At 68.7% G+C, this 16,946-nt stretch carries 17 protein-coding genes; 3 read left to right on the forward strand and 14 right to left on the reverse strand.

Features of this window, described 5'->3' with window-relative positions; translation table 11 throughout:
* Positions 1-2: 2 nt before the first annotated feature.
* The 6 genes from HALDL1_06515 to HALDL1_06540 form a co-directional block, all read right to left on the reverse strand.
* Complete coding sequence (locus tag HALDL1_06515; GenBank protein AHG03287.1) at positions 3-392, reverse strand: methylmalonyl-CoA epimerase; 390 nt, start codon at positions 390-392, stop codon at positions 3-5.
* 119 nt (positions 393-511) lie between these two features.
* Complete coding sequence (locus HALDL1_06520; protein ID AHG03288.1) at positions 512-1,468, reverse strand: short-chain dehydrogenase; 957 nt, start codon at positions 1,466-1,468, stop codon at positions 512-514.
* A gap of 75 nt (positions 1,469-1,543) precedes the next feature.
* Positions 1,544-3,226, reverse strand: coding sequence for a methylmalonyl-CoA mutase (locus HALDL1_06525; protein AHG03289.1), 1,683 nt, complete (start codon positions 3,224-3,226; stop codon positions 1,544-1,546).
* 58 nt (positions 3,227-3,284) lie between these two features.
* On the reverse strand, positions 3,285-4,340 hold the full coding sequence (locus HALDL1_06530; protein ID AHG03290.1) for a peptidase S66: 1,056 nt from the start codon (positions 4,338-4,340) through the stop codon (positions 3,285-3,287).
* A 57-nt stretch (positions 4,341-4,397) separates the two neighbouring features.
* A complete protein-coding gene (locus HALDL1_06535) occupies positions 4,398-4,964 on the reverse strand; it encodes an N-acetyltransferase (GenBank protein AHG03291.1) in 567 nt (188 codons plus the stop codon).
* Positions 4,965-5,054: 90 nt separating this feature from the next.
* Positions 5,055-5,714, reverse strand: a complete 660-nt coding sequence (locus HALDL1_06540) for a hypothetical protein (GenBank protein AHG05210.1) — start codon at positions 5,712-5,714, stop codon at positions 5,055-5,057.
* 87 nt (positions 5,715-5,801) lie between these two features.
* On the opposite strand from HALDL1_06540, the gene HALDL1_06545 reads away from it, so the two are divergent.
* Positions 5,802-6,770, forward strand: coding sequence for a hypothetical protein (locus tag HALDL1_06545; protein ID AHG05211.1), 969 nt, complete (start codon positions 5,802-5,804; stop codon positions 6,768-6,770).
* 34 nt (positions 6,771-6,804) lie between these two features.
* On the opposite strand, the gene HALDL1_06550 is transcribed toward HALDL1_06545, so the two are convergent.
* Positions 6,805-8,001 carry a hypothetical protein gene (locus tag HALDL1_06550; protein AHG03292.1) on the reverse strand — a complete coding sequence of 399 codons (1,197 nt, stop codon included), beginning with the start codon at positions 7,999-8,001 and terminating at the stop codon, positions 6,805-6,807.
* A gap of 139 nt (positions 8,002-8,140) precedes the next feature.
* Between HALDL1_06550 and HALDL1_06555 the strand changes: the two genes are divergently transcribed.
* Positions 8,141-10,126, forward strand: coding sequence for an acetyl-CoA synthetase (locus HALDL1_06555; protein ID AHG03293.1), 1,986 nt, complete (start codon positions 8,141-8,143; stop codon positions 10,124-10,126).
* Here the strand turns inward: HALDL1_06555 and HALDL1_06560 are convergent.
* The 7 genes from HALDL1_06560 to HALDL1_06590 form a co-directional block, all read right to left on the reverse strand.
* Entirely contained in the window at positions 10,123-10,503 is a 381-nt protein-coding gene (locus HALDL1_06560; GenBank protein AHG03294.1) for a hypothetical protein, read from the reverse strand. The two genes, HALDL1_06555 and HALDL1_06560, sit on opposite strands and share 4 nt — an antisense overlap.
* Before the next feature lie 33 nt (positions 10,504-10,536).
* Complete coding sequence (locus HALDL1_06565) at positions 10,537-11,103, reverse strand: acetyltransferase (protein AHG03295.1); 567 nt, start codon at positions 11,101-11,103, stop codon at positions 10,537-10,539.
* A complete protein-coding gene (locus HALDL1_06570) occupies positions 11,103-11,669 on the reverse strand; it encodes an acetyltransferase (GenBank protein AHG03296.1) in 567 nt (188 codons plus the stop codon). Before HALDL1_06570 ends, HALDL1_06565 begins: the two co-directional genes overlap by 1 nt.
* On the reverse strand, positions 11,669-12,235 hold the full coding sequence (locus HALDL1_06575; GenBank protein AHG03297.1) for an acetyltransferase: 567 nt from the start codon (positions 12,233-12,235) through the stop codon (positions 11,669-11,671). The genes HALDL1_06570 and HALDL1_06575 overlap by 1 nt, the downstream gene beginning before the upstream one ends.
* On the reverse strand, positions 12,235-12,774 hold the full coding sequence (locus tag HALDL1_06580; GenBank protein AHG03298.1) for a GCN5 family acetyltransferase: 540 nt from the start codon (positions 12,772-12,774) through the stop codon (positions 12,235-12,237). Before HALDL1_06580 ends, HALDL1_06575 begins: the two co-directional genes overlap by 1 nt.
* 53 nt (positions 12,775-12,827) lie before the next feature.
* Positions 12,828-13,514 carry a hypothetical protein gene (locus tag HALDL1_06585; GenBank protein AHG03299.1) on the reverse strand — a complete coding sequence of 229 codons (687 nt, stop codon included), beginning with the start codon at positions 13,512-13,514 and terminating at the stop codon, positions 12,828-12,830.
* Between the two features lie 371 nt (positions 13,515-13,885).
* The gene (locus HALDL1_06590) at positions 13,886-15,028 is read right to left on the reverse strand and encodes a molecular chaperone DnaJ (protein AHG03300.1); all 1,143 of its coding nucleotides are present in this window, start codon (positions 15,026-15,028) and stop codon (positions 13,886-13,888) included.
* A 124-nt stretch (positions 15,029-15,152) separates the two neighbouring features.
* On the opposite strand from HALDL1_06590, the gene HALDL1_06595 reads away from it, so the two are divergent.
* Entirely contained in the window at positions 15,153-16,913 is a 1,761-nt protein-coding gene (locus tag HALDL1_06595; protein ID AHG03301.1) for a ferredoxin, read from the forward strand.
* Positions 16,914-16,946: the final 33 nt, after the last annotated feature.

Consider the following 16,946-nt stretch of genomic DNA (forward strand, 5'->3'; position numbering starts at 1 on the left):
TGTCAGTGCTCGACGAACTCCACGAGCGCGCCGCCCGTCGACTTAGGGTGGAGGAACGCGACGTCGTGGCCCCACGCGCCGTCTCTCGGTTCCTCGTCGATGAGTTCGACGCCGGCTTCGCGGGCGGTGTCGAGCGCCGCCTCGATGTCCTCGGTGGCGAGCGCGACGTGGTGGATGCCGCTCCCGTTGTTCTCGAGGTATCGCCCGATGGTCGTCCCGTCCTCAACCGGTTCGAGCAGTTCGAAGTATCCCTCGCCGTCGAGTTCGAGGAAGACGACGCGGAGGCCGTCGAACGTCTCCTCGTGCGCGACGGGCGCGTCGAACAACTCGGTGTAGAGGTCTGCGAGGCTGCTGGCGTCGTCAGTGGCGACGCCGACGTGGTCTACGTGCATACTCGCGTGGAGACGGCGGTCCGCAATCAAGGCTACGGCGTCCGCCGGAAGGAAGCGCCGGAGGGACGTGGGAACTGGTCGCTCGGCCACCCTCCTGGACAGTCACCAGGAGGTCACTGCTACTGCGGGGCGGCCTCGGGCGTGGGGAGGTCGAAGCGCGCGCCGGTGAGTCTCTCGGAGACGGTCCAGAGTCGGCGGGCGACGTCGCGGTCGTGCGACCGGGCGCTGGAGGACTGTTTGGCTGGGTGACCACGCATGTTCAGGAACCCCCCGGGACCGACGTACTCGCCGCCGTCGATGGAGGGGTGCGTGGCGGCGAACAGCATCGACCACGAACCGCGTTCGGCGCTCTGGGCGAAGACGACGTTCGCGACCTTCATCCCGAGCAGGCGGAGCCGCGAACCGGCCTGTTTGGGGCCTCTACGCTGGAGGTTCGTGTCGGCGTACCCCGGGTGGCAGGCGACGCTCGCCACGCTCGCGTTCGCGGCGCGGAGTCGCCGGTCGAGTTCGTAGGCGAACAGCACGTTCGCGAGTTTCGACTGCGCGTACGCCGCCCACTTGTCGTAGTCGTCCTCGCCCTGGAGGTCGTCGAAGTCGATGCGGCCGCGCTCGTGGACGCCGCTGGACTGCGTGACGACGCGGGACCGCCCGTTCGTTCGCCGCAGTGCGCCGAGGAGGCCTGCTGTGAGCGCGAAGTGACCGAGGTGGTTCACGCCGAACTGCGTCTCGAAGCCGTCAGCGGTCTCCGAGCGCGGAATCGCCATCACGCCGGCGTTGTTGCAGAGCACGTCGAGGGCGTCGAACTCCGTCCGGTACCACTCCGCGAACGACCGCACGGAGTCCAGGTCCGCGAGGTCGAGTTCGGCGAGGGTGAGCGACGCGCCCGCGTAGTCCTCCTCGATGGCCCGTTTCGCTTCCCGCCCGCGTTCGGTGCTCCGGACCGCCAGTACGACGTGCGCGCCGGCGGCGGCGAACTCCCGCGCCGCTTCGAAGCCCACGCCGCTGTTCGCGCCGGTCACGACGACGTGCCGGCCGGCCTGGGCGGACAGCTGCTCTGGCGTCCAGTCGCTACTCATGGCCGGTGGTTCGTGACGGAGTGACAAAGGTCCGGGGTGCCGCAGTCGGCGTCGCCGCGACCGCCCCTGACCGACTCAGACCGCCGCGCCGGGCTGGTGTTCGCCGAAGACGTCGCGGAGCGTGTTGCAGATCTCGCCGACGCTGGCGTACGCCTTCACCGCGTCAACGATGTACGGCATCACGTTCTCGCCGCCGTTCGCTGCGTCCTCCAGCGCCGCGAGTGCGTCCTCGACGGCCGCCTCGTCCCGGTCGTCCTTGACGGAATCCAGGCCGTTCACCTTCCGCTGCTCGTCCTCCTCGGTGACCTCCTCGATGTCGACCTCGGGTTCGTCGTCGACCTCGAACTCGTTGACGCCGACGATGATGCGTTCCTCGTCCTCGACCTCCTGCTGGCGCTCGAAGGCGACGTCCTGAATCTGGCGTTGTACCCACTGGTCCTCGACGGACTGGCGCATCCCGCCGCGGGACTCGACCTCGTCGATGAGGTCCAGCGCTTCGGCCTCGACCTCGTCGGTCAGGGACTCGACGTAGTACGACCCGGCGAGCGGGTCGATGGTGTCGGCCGCGCCCGACTCGTGGGCGAGAATCTGCTGGGTGCGAAGCGCGGTGCGCACGGAGTCCTCCGTCGGAATCGAGAGCGCCTCGTCCTTCCCGTTCGTGTGGAGGCTCTGGGTGCCACCGAGGACGGCCGCGAGCGCCTGGTAGGCCACGCGGACGATGTTGTTGTCGATCTGCTGGGCGGTGAGCGTCGACCCCGCGGTCTGGGTGTGGAACTTCAGCTGCTTCGATTTGGGGCTCTCCGCGCCGAAGCGCTCCTCCATTATCGTCGCCCACATTCGGCGGGCGGCGCGGAACTTCGCGACCTCCTCGAGGATGTTGTTGTGGGCGTTGAAGAAGAAGGATAGCTGGGGCGCGAACTCGTCGACGTCGAGGCCGGCTTCGAGGGCGGTCTCGACGTACTCGATGCCGTCGGCGAGCGTGAACGCGATCTCCTGGGCCGCCGTCGCGCCCGCCTCGCGGATGTGGTAGCCGGAGATGGAAATGGTGTTGAACTTCGGCGTCTCGTCCGCGCAGAACTCGAAGATGTCCGTGATGATGCGCATCGACGGCTCCGGCGGGAAGATGTAGGTGTTGCGCGCGATGTACTCCTTGAGGATGTCGTTCTGGATGGTCCCCCGGAGTTCCTCACGGTCGACGCCCTGCTTGTCGCCGACGGCGATGTACATCGCGAGCAGCACGCTGGCTGGCGCGTTGATGGTCATCGACGTCGACACCTCGTCCAGCGGGATGCCCTCGAACACCTGCTCGAAGTCCGCGAGCGTGTCGATGGCGACCCCGGACTTGCCCACCTCTCCCTGGGCCATCGTGGCGTCGGAGTCGTAGCCCATCTGGGTCGGCAGGTCGAACGCCATCGAGAGCCCGGTCTGGCCCTGGTCGAGCAGGTAGTGGAACCGCTCGTTGGTCTCGTCGGGCGTCCCGAAGCCCGCGTACTGGCGCATCGTCCACAGCCGTCCGCGGTACATCGTCGGGTAGGGCCCACGCGTGTAGGGCTCCTCGCCCGGGAACCCGAGGTCCTCGTCGTAGTCGAGTTCCGAGACGTCCTCGGGCGTGTAGAGGCGGTCGACCGGCTGGCCGCCGGTGTCCGTGGTGAACTGTTCCTGGCGCTCGCCGAAGCGCTCCAGCGTCGGCCCGAGGGTGTCGGCCTCCCACTCCTCCCGGGACTCGCGGATGCGCTCGAGGTCCTCGGAGTCGTACATTACCTGAGAGTACGGGACGGCGACCTTAATGGTTGCACGTTCGGTGGCTGTTGCAGCGTCAGCGAACGACGACGCGCTCGGATTCCGGGTCGACCTCGACCTGCCGGCCGATGGGGAGGGGCGCGACGGGATTCGTGTGTCCCCAGTCGAGGCCGCACACCACTGGCGCGTTCGGGTTGTATCGGCCGACCCACTCGACGACGGCGTCGTAGAGCTCCTCACGGTAGCGCTCGCGGTCGCCGCCCGGCGGATCGTCGGCGTAGCTCCGGGTCGGCGGTCGCCCGAAGAGCACGCCGTCGAAGCGCTCCAGGAGGCCGCGCTCGCCCATCGCCATCAGGCTCCCGCCGACCATCGTCGGCGACGGGAGGTCCTGGGCCGTCTCGATGCAGAGCACCGCGCCGTCCAGGCGCTCCGCCGCCGGGAGGTAGCGGTCGCTGGCGAGGTGCCAGTCGATGATGGCGCGGCAGCCGCCCCAGAGCCGGCCCGACACCGGCTCGGTGCCGCCCGCCCACTGCCAGCCGGGATTCGGCTCGTACGCGGGCCGTTCGTCCATCAGGCTGCGGTCGGCCCACCAGTGACTCGGCGCGTCGGTCCACTCGTCGCTCGCTTCGAGCTCGCCGACCGTCTCCTCGAAGAACGCCCGTCGGCAGTAGCGCTCCGTGTACTCGGGGATTCCGCCGGGCGTCGCTATTTCGTTCAGGAGCTGGGCGCCGTTGTAGGAGACGACGCCCTCCCGCCAGAGGTAGAGCCCGAGGTTGGTGTTGTCGCTCATTCCGTAGAACCGCGTCGGGTGCTCGCGGAGCACGTCGGGGTCGAGGTGCTTCAGCACGCGGAGCTGGTCGGCCCCGCCGATGGTGGCGAACACCCCGGAGACGTCAGGGTCGCGGAACGCTGCGTGGAGGTCGGCAGCGCGCGCCCGCGGGTGGTCGCGCAGAAACTCGTCGCTCTGTCGGGCGGTCGGGTAGACCACGGGGTCGAGGTCGAACACCTCGCGGAGACGCTCGACGGCGAGTTCCAGGAGGTGCGGTGCCTTGCGGGCGCCGCCGGAGGAGGGGCCGACCACGGCGACGCTGTCGCCGGGTTCCATCGCAGGCGGCGTGACGAACTCCGTCATACTACCGCGGTCAGCCGCCCGCGTGAAAAGGGTTCCCTGGGTGTGCCACTCAGTGTGTCACTTGCTGCTGGTGTCGTACTTGTACGTCGCCGAGTCCGGGTCGATGCCGAAGTCCTCGGGCGTCTCCGGGTCGTCGGTGCCCTCCTCGTCGGAGAACCGGCGGCGCAGGCGGAGCGGAATCTCGAACGCCTCGAAGCCGAGGTAGAACGGGTCCGCGTCCGGCCGGTAGTCGCGGACGGCGTCGAGTCGTTCCGGGAGCGGGGCGGGCAGTTCCTCGGCGGCAACGCGCTCGAAGCCGAACTGCGAGAGGTAGTCGCCCTCCTCTGAGAGCGCGTACGCCCCCTCGAACCCCTGCTCGCGGGCCTCCCCCATGAGGTACTCGAGGAGGCGGGCGCCGACACCCTGGCCGCGGTACTCCTCGAGCACGCCGATGTTCGTGAACTCGCAGACCGGTCCGTCGGCGTCGTGGGCCCGGAGTCGGGCGAATCCGGCGCGCTCACGGCTGTCGTCCTCGATGGCGAGCACGTAGTCCCGCGAGCGGAACGCCGGGTCCTCGAACCCGTACTCGTCGAGGCGGTCGAGCAGCCACACCTCCTCGTGTTTCTCGGCGTCCCGTGCGTGCATGATACTCTCCCTTTGGACCGGGGTGGGGAAAAGAGTTTGCTGGCAGGTAGGTCCGAGGCGCTCGCAGGAGCGGCCCGGTCGCGTCGACCCTCAGTGAGTGCGACGCCCTCCGATCGCCACGGCGACAGCCAGCAGCGCCGCGACGACACCGAACCCGGGAACGTCGGCGGCGGACGACTCGCCGCTATCGCTCTCGGTCGTCGTCTCGATGGTTTCGCTGGTTTTCTCGGTGATGGATCCCGTCGCCGTGGTCGTCTTCGAGGGCTGCCAACCGAACGTCAGTGCGACGCGCTCCGCCGTCGTCTCGTTCTGGACCATGAAGAGGAACTGCGGGTTCGACTCGAACGAGCCCGACTCGATGGCGTCGGCGAGACCCGGCCCGAGGCCGTACGCGCTGACGACGTTGCCGTCCACGACGGTGAGCAAACAGTACCCCTCGTCGTTGCGCTCCGCGTCGGCCTCACACGACTGGACGCCCTCGCCGGTGAATCCGGCGTCGACGAGCGTTTCGGCGAACGACGCGGCCGCCGAGTCGGTGAGCGTCACGGGCACCTGCCAGTCGGTCTGCCCCTCCCTGGATTCGCTCACGGTCTCGACCCCCGATGGCGAGACGACCGTCTGTTCGACCATCTCGCCGTCGCTCGGGAACCGGGCGACGACCTTCGCGCTCGGGTCTGCTGCGGGGACTGCGCCGGCGACGGTCGCGGCTGCGAGGAGGACGACGACCCCGGCGATAGCTGCACGCCTCATGTCTGGTGGTACCGATGACAGGAACAAAAACGCCACGGTCGACCGCCCGGCAGAAGCGTTTACTCGGCGCGCCCGCAACCCAACGCCATGGCGGAGGACGAGGACCCCGCGCCGGAGTCTGCGTACGCACCCGGCGAGCAGATTCTCCCGGGGTGGCCGAGCGGCCCGGAAGTCGACGCCGACGTGGACGGCGAGGAGTCGGCGTTCTCCCTGATCGGCAACGAGACCCGCGCGGCCATCATCCGGACGCTGGGCGAGGAGCGCGGCCAGGAGGGGCCGCGCCCCATCCTCTCGTTCTCGGACCTCCACGACGCCGTCGACGTCGACGTAGTGTCCAGCCAGTTCAACTACCACCTCCAGCAGCTCGTCGGCAACTTCGTCGACCGGACCGAGGACGGCTACCGGCTCAAACCCGTCGGGTCCACGCTGTACCGGACCATCAGGGCGGGAACGTTCACGGGCGACGCGTCGTTCGGCCCAGTGGACGTCGGCTTCGACTGCTACCACTGCGGCACGCGGGCCGAGGGCGTCTACGGCGACGGCATGTTCACGGTGCAGTGCCGGGGCTGCGAGACGTTGTACGACCTCGTGCTCGCGCCGCCCGAGCAACTCGACCCGGACGACGAGGCGGAGCTGGTGGACCGACTGAACCAGTACACGCGCCACCAGCGCCTCGCGTTCCAGCGCGGCGTCTGCCCGACCTGCGTGAACCGCCTCAACACCAAACTCATCGACGGCGAGGCGTCGCCGTTCGCCGACTACGAGCACCGCTCGGTCACGGTCCACCAGTCCTGTGGCCACTGCGGGTCCCAGATGTACGTCAGCGTCGGCGAGGCGCTGCTGTACGACCCCGCCCTGATTTCGTTCTGTTACGAGCGCGGCCTCGACGTCACCAGCGAACCCGTTTGGCACCTCGAGTTCGCGATGACCGACCGTTGCGTCTCGGTGCGCTCGCGGGACCCCTGGGCGGTGGCACTCGCGGTCGAACTCGACGGCGACACGCTCGAACTCGTCGTCGACGGGGAGATGAACGTCCTCGAACGGAACTACTCGTAGCGCGCTCGAAACCGGCACTCACCGCGGCCCGGCGTCACCCGCACTGCACTGATCGCGCCACCTCGACGAGCAGCGACACCGGGACGCCCTCACCTCTGACCGTGTGCCTGTACTCATCGCAGTTCCACGACACCGACGTGGTCGGGCCACGCGCGACCTCCGCCGTCCGGTTGCCGACGGTCACCTGCCGTTCGCCGTCGCTCACCGGCAGCGTCCGGTTGTACGTCGCGACGGTGATTCGGGCCGTCGCGTTCGCGAACGCCAGCCCGACCCCGCGAACCCGCCCCGTCGTGTGGGAGGCGTACGTCAGCCCGAACGAGGGGGGTAGCTCTGGCGTCGGCACGGCCATCTCGGCGTTCGACCGGAGTGCCCGTACGCTGTCGTAGGTGGTCGTCTTCGGCACGTCGAGCGTCTCGACCGTCGCGTTCGCGGGCGGGTCGAACTCGAACGTCGAGTCGGCCAGCCCCGGGTCGAACGTCACGTTCCTGTACGTCGTGGTCGTCGACACCCGCTCCCCGTCCGCCGTCCACTGCGTGCGCTGTTTCAGGGGGAAGAAGCGCTCCGCATCGACCCACAGCGTCTGCCGGTAGGCGCTCCCGGCGTCGCCGCGTGGCTCGATCTCGAGCACGTACGTGGTCCGTCCGTCGACGGTCGCTGTCCCGTTGTAGCTGACGCCGTGTGCCGTCGTCTCCGTGGGGTCCCCGCCGCCGGGCGTACTCCCCGCCGACCCGACGACCGGTAGCGGCGATATCGCGGGGCTCGTCGGAGCGGTGGCCGACTCGGACGGGTCGGTCACGTTCAGTCGGGCGAACAGTCGCTCCAGTTGCTCCCCACGCGAACCCTCCTCGCTGCCCGAGAGCGCGAACCGCTCGACGACGTTCGCGTCACGGTCGTAGAGCCACATCGTCGACCCGTTCGACACCGTCAGGTCGTGGCGGCGGTCCGCGGCGCCGACGACCGCCTCGCGCCTGGCGTCTGTCCCGGGCCGCTTGCGAATCTCGGTGACGGTGCGACTCGTCTCCGTCCCTCGCTCGACGACCGTCACCTTCGTCGCAGCCACCCCCTCGATGGACGCGTACCGCTCCGCGGCGTCCGTGCCGAGTCGTTGCCCGTCCCCCGCGTCCGTCGTCGGCGCTGTCAGTATGCCGCCGACCGCGCCGACGCTGGCGAGGACGACGACCACGGCGAGGAGGACGATCTTCGTCGGGTGACTCGGCGCACTCCCGCGCATACACGCTGACAAACGACCTGTCGCCGCAATAATCGTTTTGGAACGGCCACCCGCTACGCCCGAGAATCCCCGCGTCTCGCACGGCAGCCGCTGCGTTCACTGCGAAACAACTTTGGCGCGAAACGGAGAGGGTGGACACATGGATTCGCTCGACGAAGTGGACGAAGTCGTCCACCGACCGACCCAGGAGTTCGTCGAGTCCACGAACGTCTGGGCGTTCATGCAGGCCCACGACATCGCGGACTACGACGAACTCATCGAGCGCACGACGACCGACCTCGACTGGTTCTGGGGCGAACTCCCCGACTACCTCGGCCTCGACTTCCACGAGGAGTACGACCAGGTGCGCGACGAGACGGATGGCCCGCAGTTCACGCAGTGGTACCCGGGGGCGAAACTGAACGTCGCGCACAACGCCGTTGACCGGCACGCGGCGACGGACTCCCCGGACCGCAACCGCGTCGCCTGCATCTGGGAGGGGGAACCCGGAGAGGTGCGCGAGGTCACGTACCACGAACTCCACCGCCAGGCGAACAAGGTCGCGAACGCCCTGGAGGCCCGCGGCATCGGCGAGGGGGACACGGTCGGTCTCTACATGCCGATGGTGCCGGAGGTCCAGAGCATCCTCTACGGCGTCTTCAAGGTCGGCGCCGTCGCCGTCCCCATCTTCTCCGGGTTCGGCGTCGACGCCACCGCCACGCGCATTTCGGACAGCGAGTGCTCGGTGCTGTTCACGGGCGACGGCTTCTACCGCCGCGGCGACCCCATCACGCTGAAACAGACCGCCGACGAGGCCATCGAGCAGGCCGGCCACGTCGAACACACCATCGTCTACGACCGACTGGGCTCTAGCGACCCCAACGACGACCTCGACATCCCGTGGGACGACGGCCGCGACGAGTGGTGGGCCGACGCCGTCGAACCCGAGGACGACGAGTTCGAGACGCGCGTCATGGACGCCAGCGACCCCTGTATGCTGCTGTACTCCTCGGGAACGACGGGGAAGCCGAAGGGCATCGTCCACACCCACGCCGGCGCGCTCGTCCAGCCGGCAAAGGAGATTCACTTCGGCTTCGACCAGAAACCCGCCGACCGCTTCTTCTGGGTGAGCGACATCGGCTGGATGATGGGGCCGTGGACGCTCATCGGCAACCACGCCTTCGGCGGCACCATCGTCATGTACGAGGGTGCGCCCGACCACCCCGAGCCCGACCGCTTCTGGGAGCTGATCGACCGCCACGGCGTCACCCAGTTCGGCATCTCACCGACCGCCATCCGCGCGCTCCGCAAGTACGGCGACGAGTGGCTCGACGGCCACGACCTCTCCAGCCTCCGCTTGCTCGGCTCCACGGGCGAACCGTGGGACCCCGAGAGCTGGCAGTGGTTCTACGAGAACGTCGGCGGCGGCGAAGCGCCAATTATCAACATCTCCGGCGGGACGGAGGTGTTCGGCTGCTTCCTGATGCCGATGCCCATCCAGGAGCTCAAACCCTGCACGCTCGGTGGACCGGGCCTCGGGATGGACATCGACATCGTCGACGAGCGAGGCGACTCCATCAGGGACGACCACGAACGGGGCTACCTCGTCGCGCGCTCCTCGAACCCGGCGATGACGAAGAGCCTCTGGAGCGGCGACGAGCGCTACCTGCGCGAGTACTGGTCGCGCTTCGAGGACGTCTGGAACCACGGCGACTGGGCGCAGATGGACGACGACGGCTTCTGGTTCCTCCACGGCCGCGCCGACGACGCCATCAACGTCGCGGGCCGGAAGGTCGGTCCCGCGGAGGTCGAGGGTGCGCTCATCGACCACGAGGCGGTCAACCAGGCCGCTGCAGTCGGAGTCCCGGACGACACCACCGGCGAAGCAGTCGTCGCGTACGTCATCCTCGAGGACCGCGAGGAACCCAGCGACGAACTCGCCGAGGAACTACGCGCCCACGTCGGCGCGGAACTCGGCAAACCATTCCGCCCGCGCGAGGTGTTGTTCGTCGACGCGTTCCCGAAGACTCAGTCGGGGAAGATCATCCGGCGCGCCATCGAGGGCGCCTACACTGGCGAGGACATCGGCGACCTCTCCAGCATCGAGAATCCGGACGCCCTCGAAGCCCTCAGAAACGCCTCCTAGAGCGTCTCCAGCAGCCCCTCGGGTTCCAGCGTCTCGCCGTACTTCCTGAAGTCGTCGACGTGGAGCCAGCAGACTCTCCTGCGTTCTTCCGTCTCGGGGTCGTACACCGTGAAGCCGGACTCGGCGTACGGCCAGGCCGCCTCGATGCTCCCCTCCAGGACCCGCATGCTGTCGAATGCACCGAGCGGCGACACCCCGTGCAGGTCGACGCCCAGCACCGAGGCGAACTCCTCGGCGACGGCTGACTCCGCGGAGCCGTCGCCGACGCGACGGCCGAGCGGTCTGAATGCACGCTCGCCCGCTGTCTGGTCGACGCGCTCCTCGACCAGCAACTCGCCGTCGCGGCGAACCACACAGTAGGCTCGGGGTTCAGACACTGGGCCGACCGAACCGTCACGCACCAAAAAGCGTTATTCTTCGCGCCACTCGCGGCGGAGCAGTCCGTAGTCCACGAAGTCGCGGTACTCGCCGTCGGCGTACGTCGCCTCCCGCAGGCGCCGCTCCTGGGTGAACCCGAGTGACTCCAGGAGGCCGCGCGAGGCGTCGTTGTGCGCGAACGCGCCCGCGCTGACGCTGTGGACGCTCGTCGTCCGGAACACGGTGTCGACGAGCAGCGTGGCTGCCTCACTGCCGTAGCCTTCGCCGTGGTGTGCCGGGAGCAGCCAGTAGGCCAGTGGGGCGCGCTCGCCGTCGACGCCGTGGGCGTGAACCATCCCGATTGGCGTCGTCTCGGAGCCGTTCGGGTGGCCGGCAGGCGCGTCCTCGTCGTCCAGGCAGACGACGAAACTCAGCGTACTGTCGCTCTCGCTGCGGCGCTCGATGAGCTCCCCGGCCGTCGCCTCGTTCTCGTACTCGGCCAGTCCGAGGAGGTAGCGGACACGGGGGTCGGTCGCCGCGCGCTGTTGGAACGCGGCGTCTTCACGCTCGACGGTGCGGAAGGTCACGCGCTCGCCGCGCTCCACGACCGGCCCTGGCATCAGTCGTCCTCCCACTCCCGCCGCAGCACGTCGTACTGGGTCTCGTCGTAGTAGTCCCCGTCGATGTAGCGGGACTCGCGGCGACGCGCCACCTGCGTGAAACCCATCGCCTCGAGGAGTCCGCGGGACGCATCGTTGAACTCGTAGGCGCCCGCGCTGATGCCGTGGAGGTCGTAGTTCTCGAACAGGTAGTCGATGCCGAGTTCGGCCATCTCGCGACCGTAGCCCTCGCCGTGGAACTCCGGAACGAGCCAGTACGCCAGCCACGCCCGGTCGCCGTCGACGTGCCGGGCGCTGAAGCTCCCGACGGGGGTCGTCTCGTTCTCGCCAGGGTGGCCCGCCGGCGCATCCTCGTCGTCCACGCAGGCGACGAACACGGCGTTGCCGTCTTCCTCCACCCAGTGCTCGATGCCCTCCTCCTGCTGGGAGAGCGAGCGGTGGTGGATCGATCCGAGGGAGTACCGGATGCGGGGGTCCGTGCAGGACCGCTGGAGGAACGCCGCGTCGTCCCGCTCGACGGTCCGAAGCACGACGTCGTCGTCGGCGACGACGACTGGTCCCGGCATTAGCGGTCCTCCCACTCCTCGCGGAGTAGTCCGAACTGGATCAGATCACGGTACTCGCCTTCGACGAACGCGAGTTCGCGGCCGCGGCCCTCGTCAGTGAAGCCGACGGCCTCGAACGCCTCCCTCGCGATGTCGTCGCCCTCCAGCACCTCCGCGCCGACGGTGTGGGCGTCGTACGTACGGAACAGCCCCTCGAGCGCGAGTTCGAGGGCGGCCGTGCCGTGGCCGTCGCCGCGGTGTTCGGGTGGCACCCAGAGGACCAGTCGCGGCCGGTCGCGGTCGACGTGGCTCGCGTAGACGAACGCTACTGGCGTCGTGTCGCCGTCGTCGGGTTGCTCCCATGGGGCGTCCTCCTCGTCGACGCACGCGAGGTAGCCTGCGTTGCTCTCGTCCTCTATCTGCTCCTCGACCAGTTCCTCGACCTCGTTCTCGTTCTTGTGGCTCTGCTCGTGGAATCCGAGACGTGCGTACGGGTCCGTGAACAGGCGCTGGAGGAACGCCGCGTCGTCGCGCTCGACGGTCCGAAGCACGACGTCGTCCCCCACCTCCAGAATCGGACCCGGCATTAGCGGTCCTCCCACTCCTCACGGAGTAGTCCGTACCACACCACGTCGACGTACTCGCCGTCGCGGAATCGCGCGTCCCGGAGCGTCCCCTCGTGGGTGAAGCCGACGTTGTCCAGGACCCCGACGGACCCCTCGTTCGGGGCGAACGCCTGCGCCTGCAGGCCACGGATCTCGTGGGCGTTGAACGCGTAGTCAACGAGCACCTCGACGGCTTCCGTGCCGTACCCGTTCCCGTGGTGTTCCGGGAGAATCCAGTAGGAGAGCTCGGGGCGCGTGTGCTGGAGGTTCTGCAGCGACACCTTCCCGATGGGGGTCGGCTCGTCGCCGTCCTCGAGGCAGACGAGCAGACCGACGTTCAGCGGGTCGTCCTCGTGGCCCTCGATGCTGGACTCCGCCTCGGACTCGTTCTCCGGTCTGTTCAACCCCAGCGAGACCCCGACCTCCGGATGGTTGTGGCCGCGCTGGATGAACTCGGCGTCCGCGCGCTCGACCGGGCGGAGGGTCACCCGGTCGCCGCGCCGAAACACTGCACCTGGCATGTGTGCGGCATCTCAGCCCCGGCCTAAATCCGTTCCGAGAGAATGGTTCGCATTCACTCGGGCGCCGCGGAGTCCGGCGTTATCCGACGTTCCTCGGGGGCCTCGCCGTCGGTCACTGCGACCGTTCCGTCGGTGCTCGCACTGGGCAACACGACAGACGCACCAGCGAGCAGCGGAGCGACGACGCCTGCGATTACGGTGCCTGGATGCGAGAGCGGCGCGCGCAGCGCCACGGCATCATCTTCGTCGAGGTCCGCGGCCACGGACTCGGCTGCAGTTACCGCTTCGCCGTGAGTCACGCCCGGCAGCAGCTCTGTCTCGGCCGTCACGGATGGCTCCGGGAACGCCGGGTTCTCGCTCCAGACGTCCCGCTCGAAGTACATCCACGACGGGTCTGCCGGCGGCGCGCCCCAGCCCACGCGTTGGCCACCTGGCGGGAGGTCGTACTCGCCAAGCTGTCCGGTCGGACCGGCGAGCAGGCGCGCTACGACGACGAAGTCAGGGTCGAACGTAACCGTCGAGCCCAGCAGCGCAGCGCCCAGAAAACTGTGCAGCGCAGCCGGTTCCGGGACGTCGAGCACGGCGACCCCCGCGTCCTCCCGGACGCCGCGGTGTCGAAGCGCGTTCCCCGTCTTGTACACCCGCGAGCGCGTTTCCCGGGCGCTGTGGACGCGCTCCGCCTGAATCGCCGGTCGGCCGGGGTCGTCCAGCGCCGCCACGACGTCGGCGAGCGTCTCCATGCTCAACTATCGGTGCGTCGCCGGCAAACGCCTTCCGGGTCGGGGCTGACAGACGGCACTTCCGTTCGCGGGGCGGCGTGCCGTGCTCCGTGGTCGGCGCTCGCGGTTTGCCGCTCGTCGAGTGCGCCTGACGCCCCGCGGCAGTTCTCAGTTCACGGCCGGCGATGGTCCCGCTCTGGTACTTCAACCTACGCAAGGAATCGGACAGCGTCCCCGAGCGAGCGGTTCGAAGAACCCGAGTGAAGTGGTTCACTCCGCGAACGAAGTGAGCGGAGGCCGACGAGCCCCCGAAGGGGGGTGAGGAGTGCTTTTTCCGCAAGTTTTTGCCAGCGAGGCGCAGCGGAGCCGCGCCGAGCGCAGCAAAAAGTGCTTCAGAAGGAGCTTTTCAGCTTCTCGAAGAACCCCTGGTCGACGTCGATTTCCTCGCCGCCGGCTTCCGCGAACGCTTCGAGGGCCTCGCGTTGCTCCTCGTTGAGCGAGTCGGGCGTGACGACCTGGACGGTGACGTAGAGGTTCCCGTGGCCGCGACGGCGGAGACGGGGCATCCCCTTCCCTTTGAGGCGGAACGTCTCGCCGCTCTGCGTGCCGGCTTCGAGGTCGAAGGAGGCGGCGCCGTCGAGCGTCGGCACCTCGATGTCGTCGCCGAAGACGGCCTGCGGGAAGGAGACGGCGTGGCGGTGGTGGAGGTCGTCGCCCTCGCGCTCGAAGTCCGGATGCTCTTCGACCTCGACCTCGACGAGGAGGTCGCCGTTCGGGGCGCCCTTGTCGCCGGGCGCGCCCTCGCGTTCCATGCGGAGGGTCTGCCCGGAGCGGATGCCAGCGGGAACGTCGACGGTGAGTGTGGCTTCTTTGCGGACCTGGCCCTGACCACTGCAGGTCGAACACGTCTCGGAGTGGAGTTCGCCGTCGCCGCCGCAGCGCGAACACTCCTGGGTCTGCTGGACGCGGCCGAGCGGGGTCTGGCGGACCTGCGTCACCTGCCCGTGGCCGTCGCACTGCGGGCAGGTTCGGACGTCGGCGTCCTCGGGGTAGCCGGCGCCGTCGCAGTCCGGGCAGCGTTCGGGCCGCCGGACGGTCACCTGCTTCTCGACGCCCTCGTAGGCCTCCTCCAGGTCGATACCGAGGCGCGTGCGGAGGTCGCGGCCCTGCTGGGGGCGCTGCTGGCCGCGGCCGCCCCCGCCGCCGAAGAACTGCTCGAAGATGTCGCCCATGCCGCCAGCGCCCCCGGCGCCGCCGAACGGGTTGCCCTGGCCGGCGCCCGCACCACCACCGGCGCCGCCGCGCTTCTCGGCCTCCTCGTACCGATCGTGGCCGAGTTGGTCGTACTGCTGGCGCTTCTCCTCGTCGGTCAGCACGTCCTTTGCTTTCTGTATCTTCCGGAACTTCTCCTCGGCGTCCGGGTCGTCGTTCACGTCTGGGTGGTACTCCGACACCTTCTCGCGGTAGGCCTGCTGTATGTCCTCGTCGCTGGCGTCCCGACCCACGCCGAGCACCTCGTAGAAGTCCTCGCTCATTCGTTGTACGCTCCTACTGGGCTGAGACACTTGAAAAGAACGGGTTGCGGAGCGGACGTTCCAGCGGGCGTACTGAACCTCGTTTCAGGGAACCTCCAAGTGCGTGTGCCACCTCTTCACGCACATGGCCGCAGAACCCGACGACATGCGCCCCGTCGCGTCGCGAGCCGAACTCGACGAAGAGGGACGGATGGTCGTCACCGAGGACGGGCAGGCCATCGCGCTCTTCTCCCACGAGGGCGAGGTGTACGCCGTCGACAACCGCTGTCCGCACATGGGGTTCCCGCTCACGCGCGGGACCCTCGACGACGGCGTGCTGACTTGCCACTGGCACCACGCCCGCTTCGAACTCGAGGAGGGCGACACCTTCGACCCGTGGGCGGACGACGTGCAGACCTTCCCCGTCGAAATCCGGGACGGCGAGGTGTACCTCGACCCCGACCCCCCACGAACCGTCCCCCCGAACGTCCACTGGCGGAACCGACTCGCCGATGGCCTCCACGAGAACCTCTCGCTCGTGATGGCGAAGGCCGTCGTCGGCCTCGACGACGAGGACGAGGGGTTCCACACGCCAATCGAGACGGCCGTCGACTTCGGGACGAAGTACCGGGTGGCGGGCTGGGGGCGCGGACTCACCACGCTGGGCTGCACCGCGAACCTCTACTCGCAGGTCGGCGGCCGCGACAAGCGCCGCGCCATGTTCACCGGCGTCCGCGAGGTGGCCGACGACTGCGCGGGCGAACCCCCGCGGTTCCAGCAGTACGCCTTCGAGAACCGGGACCTCTCGAAGGACCGCCTCGAATCCTGGTTCCGGGAGAGCGTCGAGGTCCGGGACGACGACGGCGCCGAACGCTGCCTGCTCACGGCTGTCGCCTGTCTCGACCCCGAGGACGTCGCCGACATCGTGTTCACCGCGGCGACCGACTCCCTATACCTGAACGGTGGGCACACGGTCGACTTCCTGAACAAGGCGTTCACGACGCTGGACCACGTCGGGTGGCACGGCGACGGGGAGGACCCGAACGCGGCGAAAGTCCTCGCTTCCACGGTCGACCAACTGACCGACGCCACCCGTTCGGAGGAGCTGTCGTCGTGGCGCACCCCTGTCGACGTCGCCGAACTGGTGTTCGCCGTCCACGAGCGCCTTCCCGACCTCGTCGCGGCGGGCGATGGGAAGGAGTGGGACGAACCGGTGGCGTTCGTCGAGGAACTGCTCGTCGACGACCCGGAGCACGTCGTCGACGCGCTCACCGGGGCCATCCGTGAGGGCGCGACACAGACGGAGCTCGCGGACGCCGTCGCGCGCGCCGCGACCCGCCGTGTCGCCTGGTTCGCCACCAACAACGAGTTCTCGGACTGGAACACGGTCCACCACACGTTCTCGTACGCGAACGCCGTCTTCGAGGCGACCCAGCGCACCGACGCGACGGCGCTCTACCGCGGCTGCTTCGACGCCGCCATCTCCATCTATCTCGACCGCTTCCTCAACAGTCCGCGCGCGCCGCTCCCGACGCCCGACGACTCTGACCGCGACCCCGCCGACGTCCGCGAGGACCTCCTCGCGTGCTTCGACGAACAGGGACAGGTGAACAGTGCGGCGACACTCGTTTCCGAGCACTTCGACGCCGGCGGCGACGTGGATGACCTGAAGCGCGCGCTGGGACGTGGGCTCCTCCGGGAGGACGCCGGCTTCCACACCATCCAGAACGTCGAGGGGCACTTCGCGCGCCACGACGCCGTCGACGACGCGTGGGAGAAGCGACTCGCGCTGATGGCCGCCGCCCGCTACATGGCCGCGCACTTCCCGACGCGCCGCTCGAACGAGCAGACGTTCTCCATCGCTACGCGGCTCCACCGCGGCGAGAAGCTCCACGAGGCGGAGTGAACGGAAGAGAGACGTGGCCGCGAGAATAGCGTG

This window comes from Halobacterium sp. DL1 (assembly GCA_000230955.3).
Lineage (GTDB): Archaea > Halobacteriota > Halobacteria > Halobacteriales > Halobacteriaceae > Halobacterium.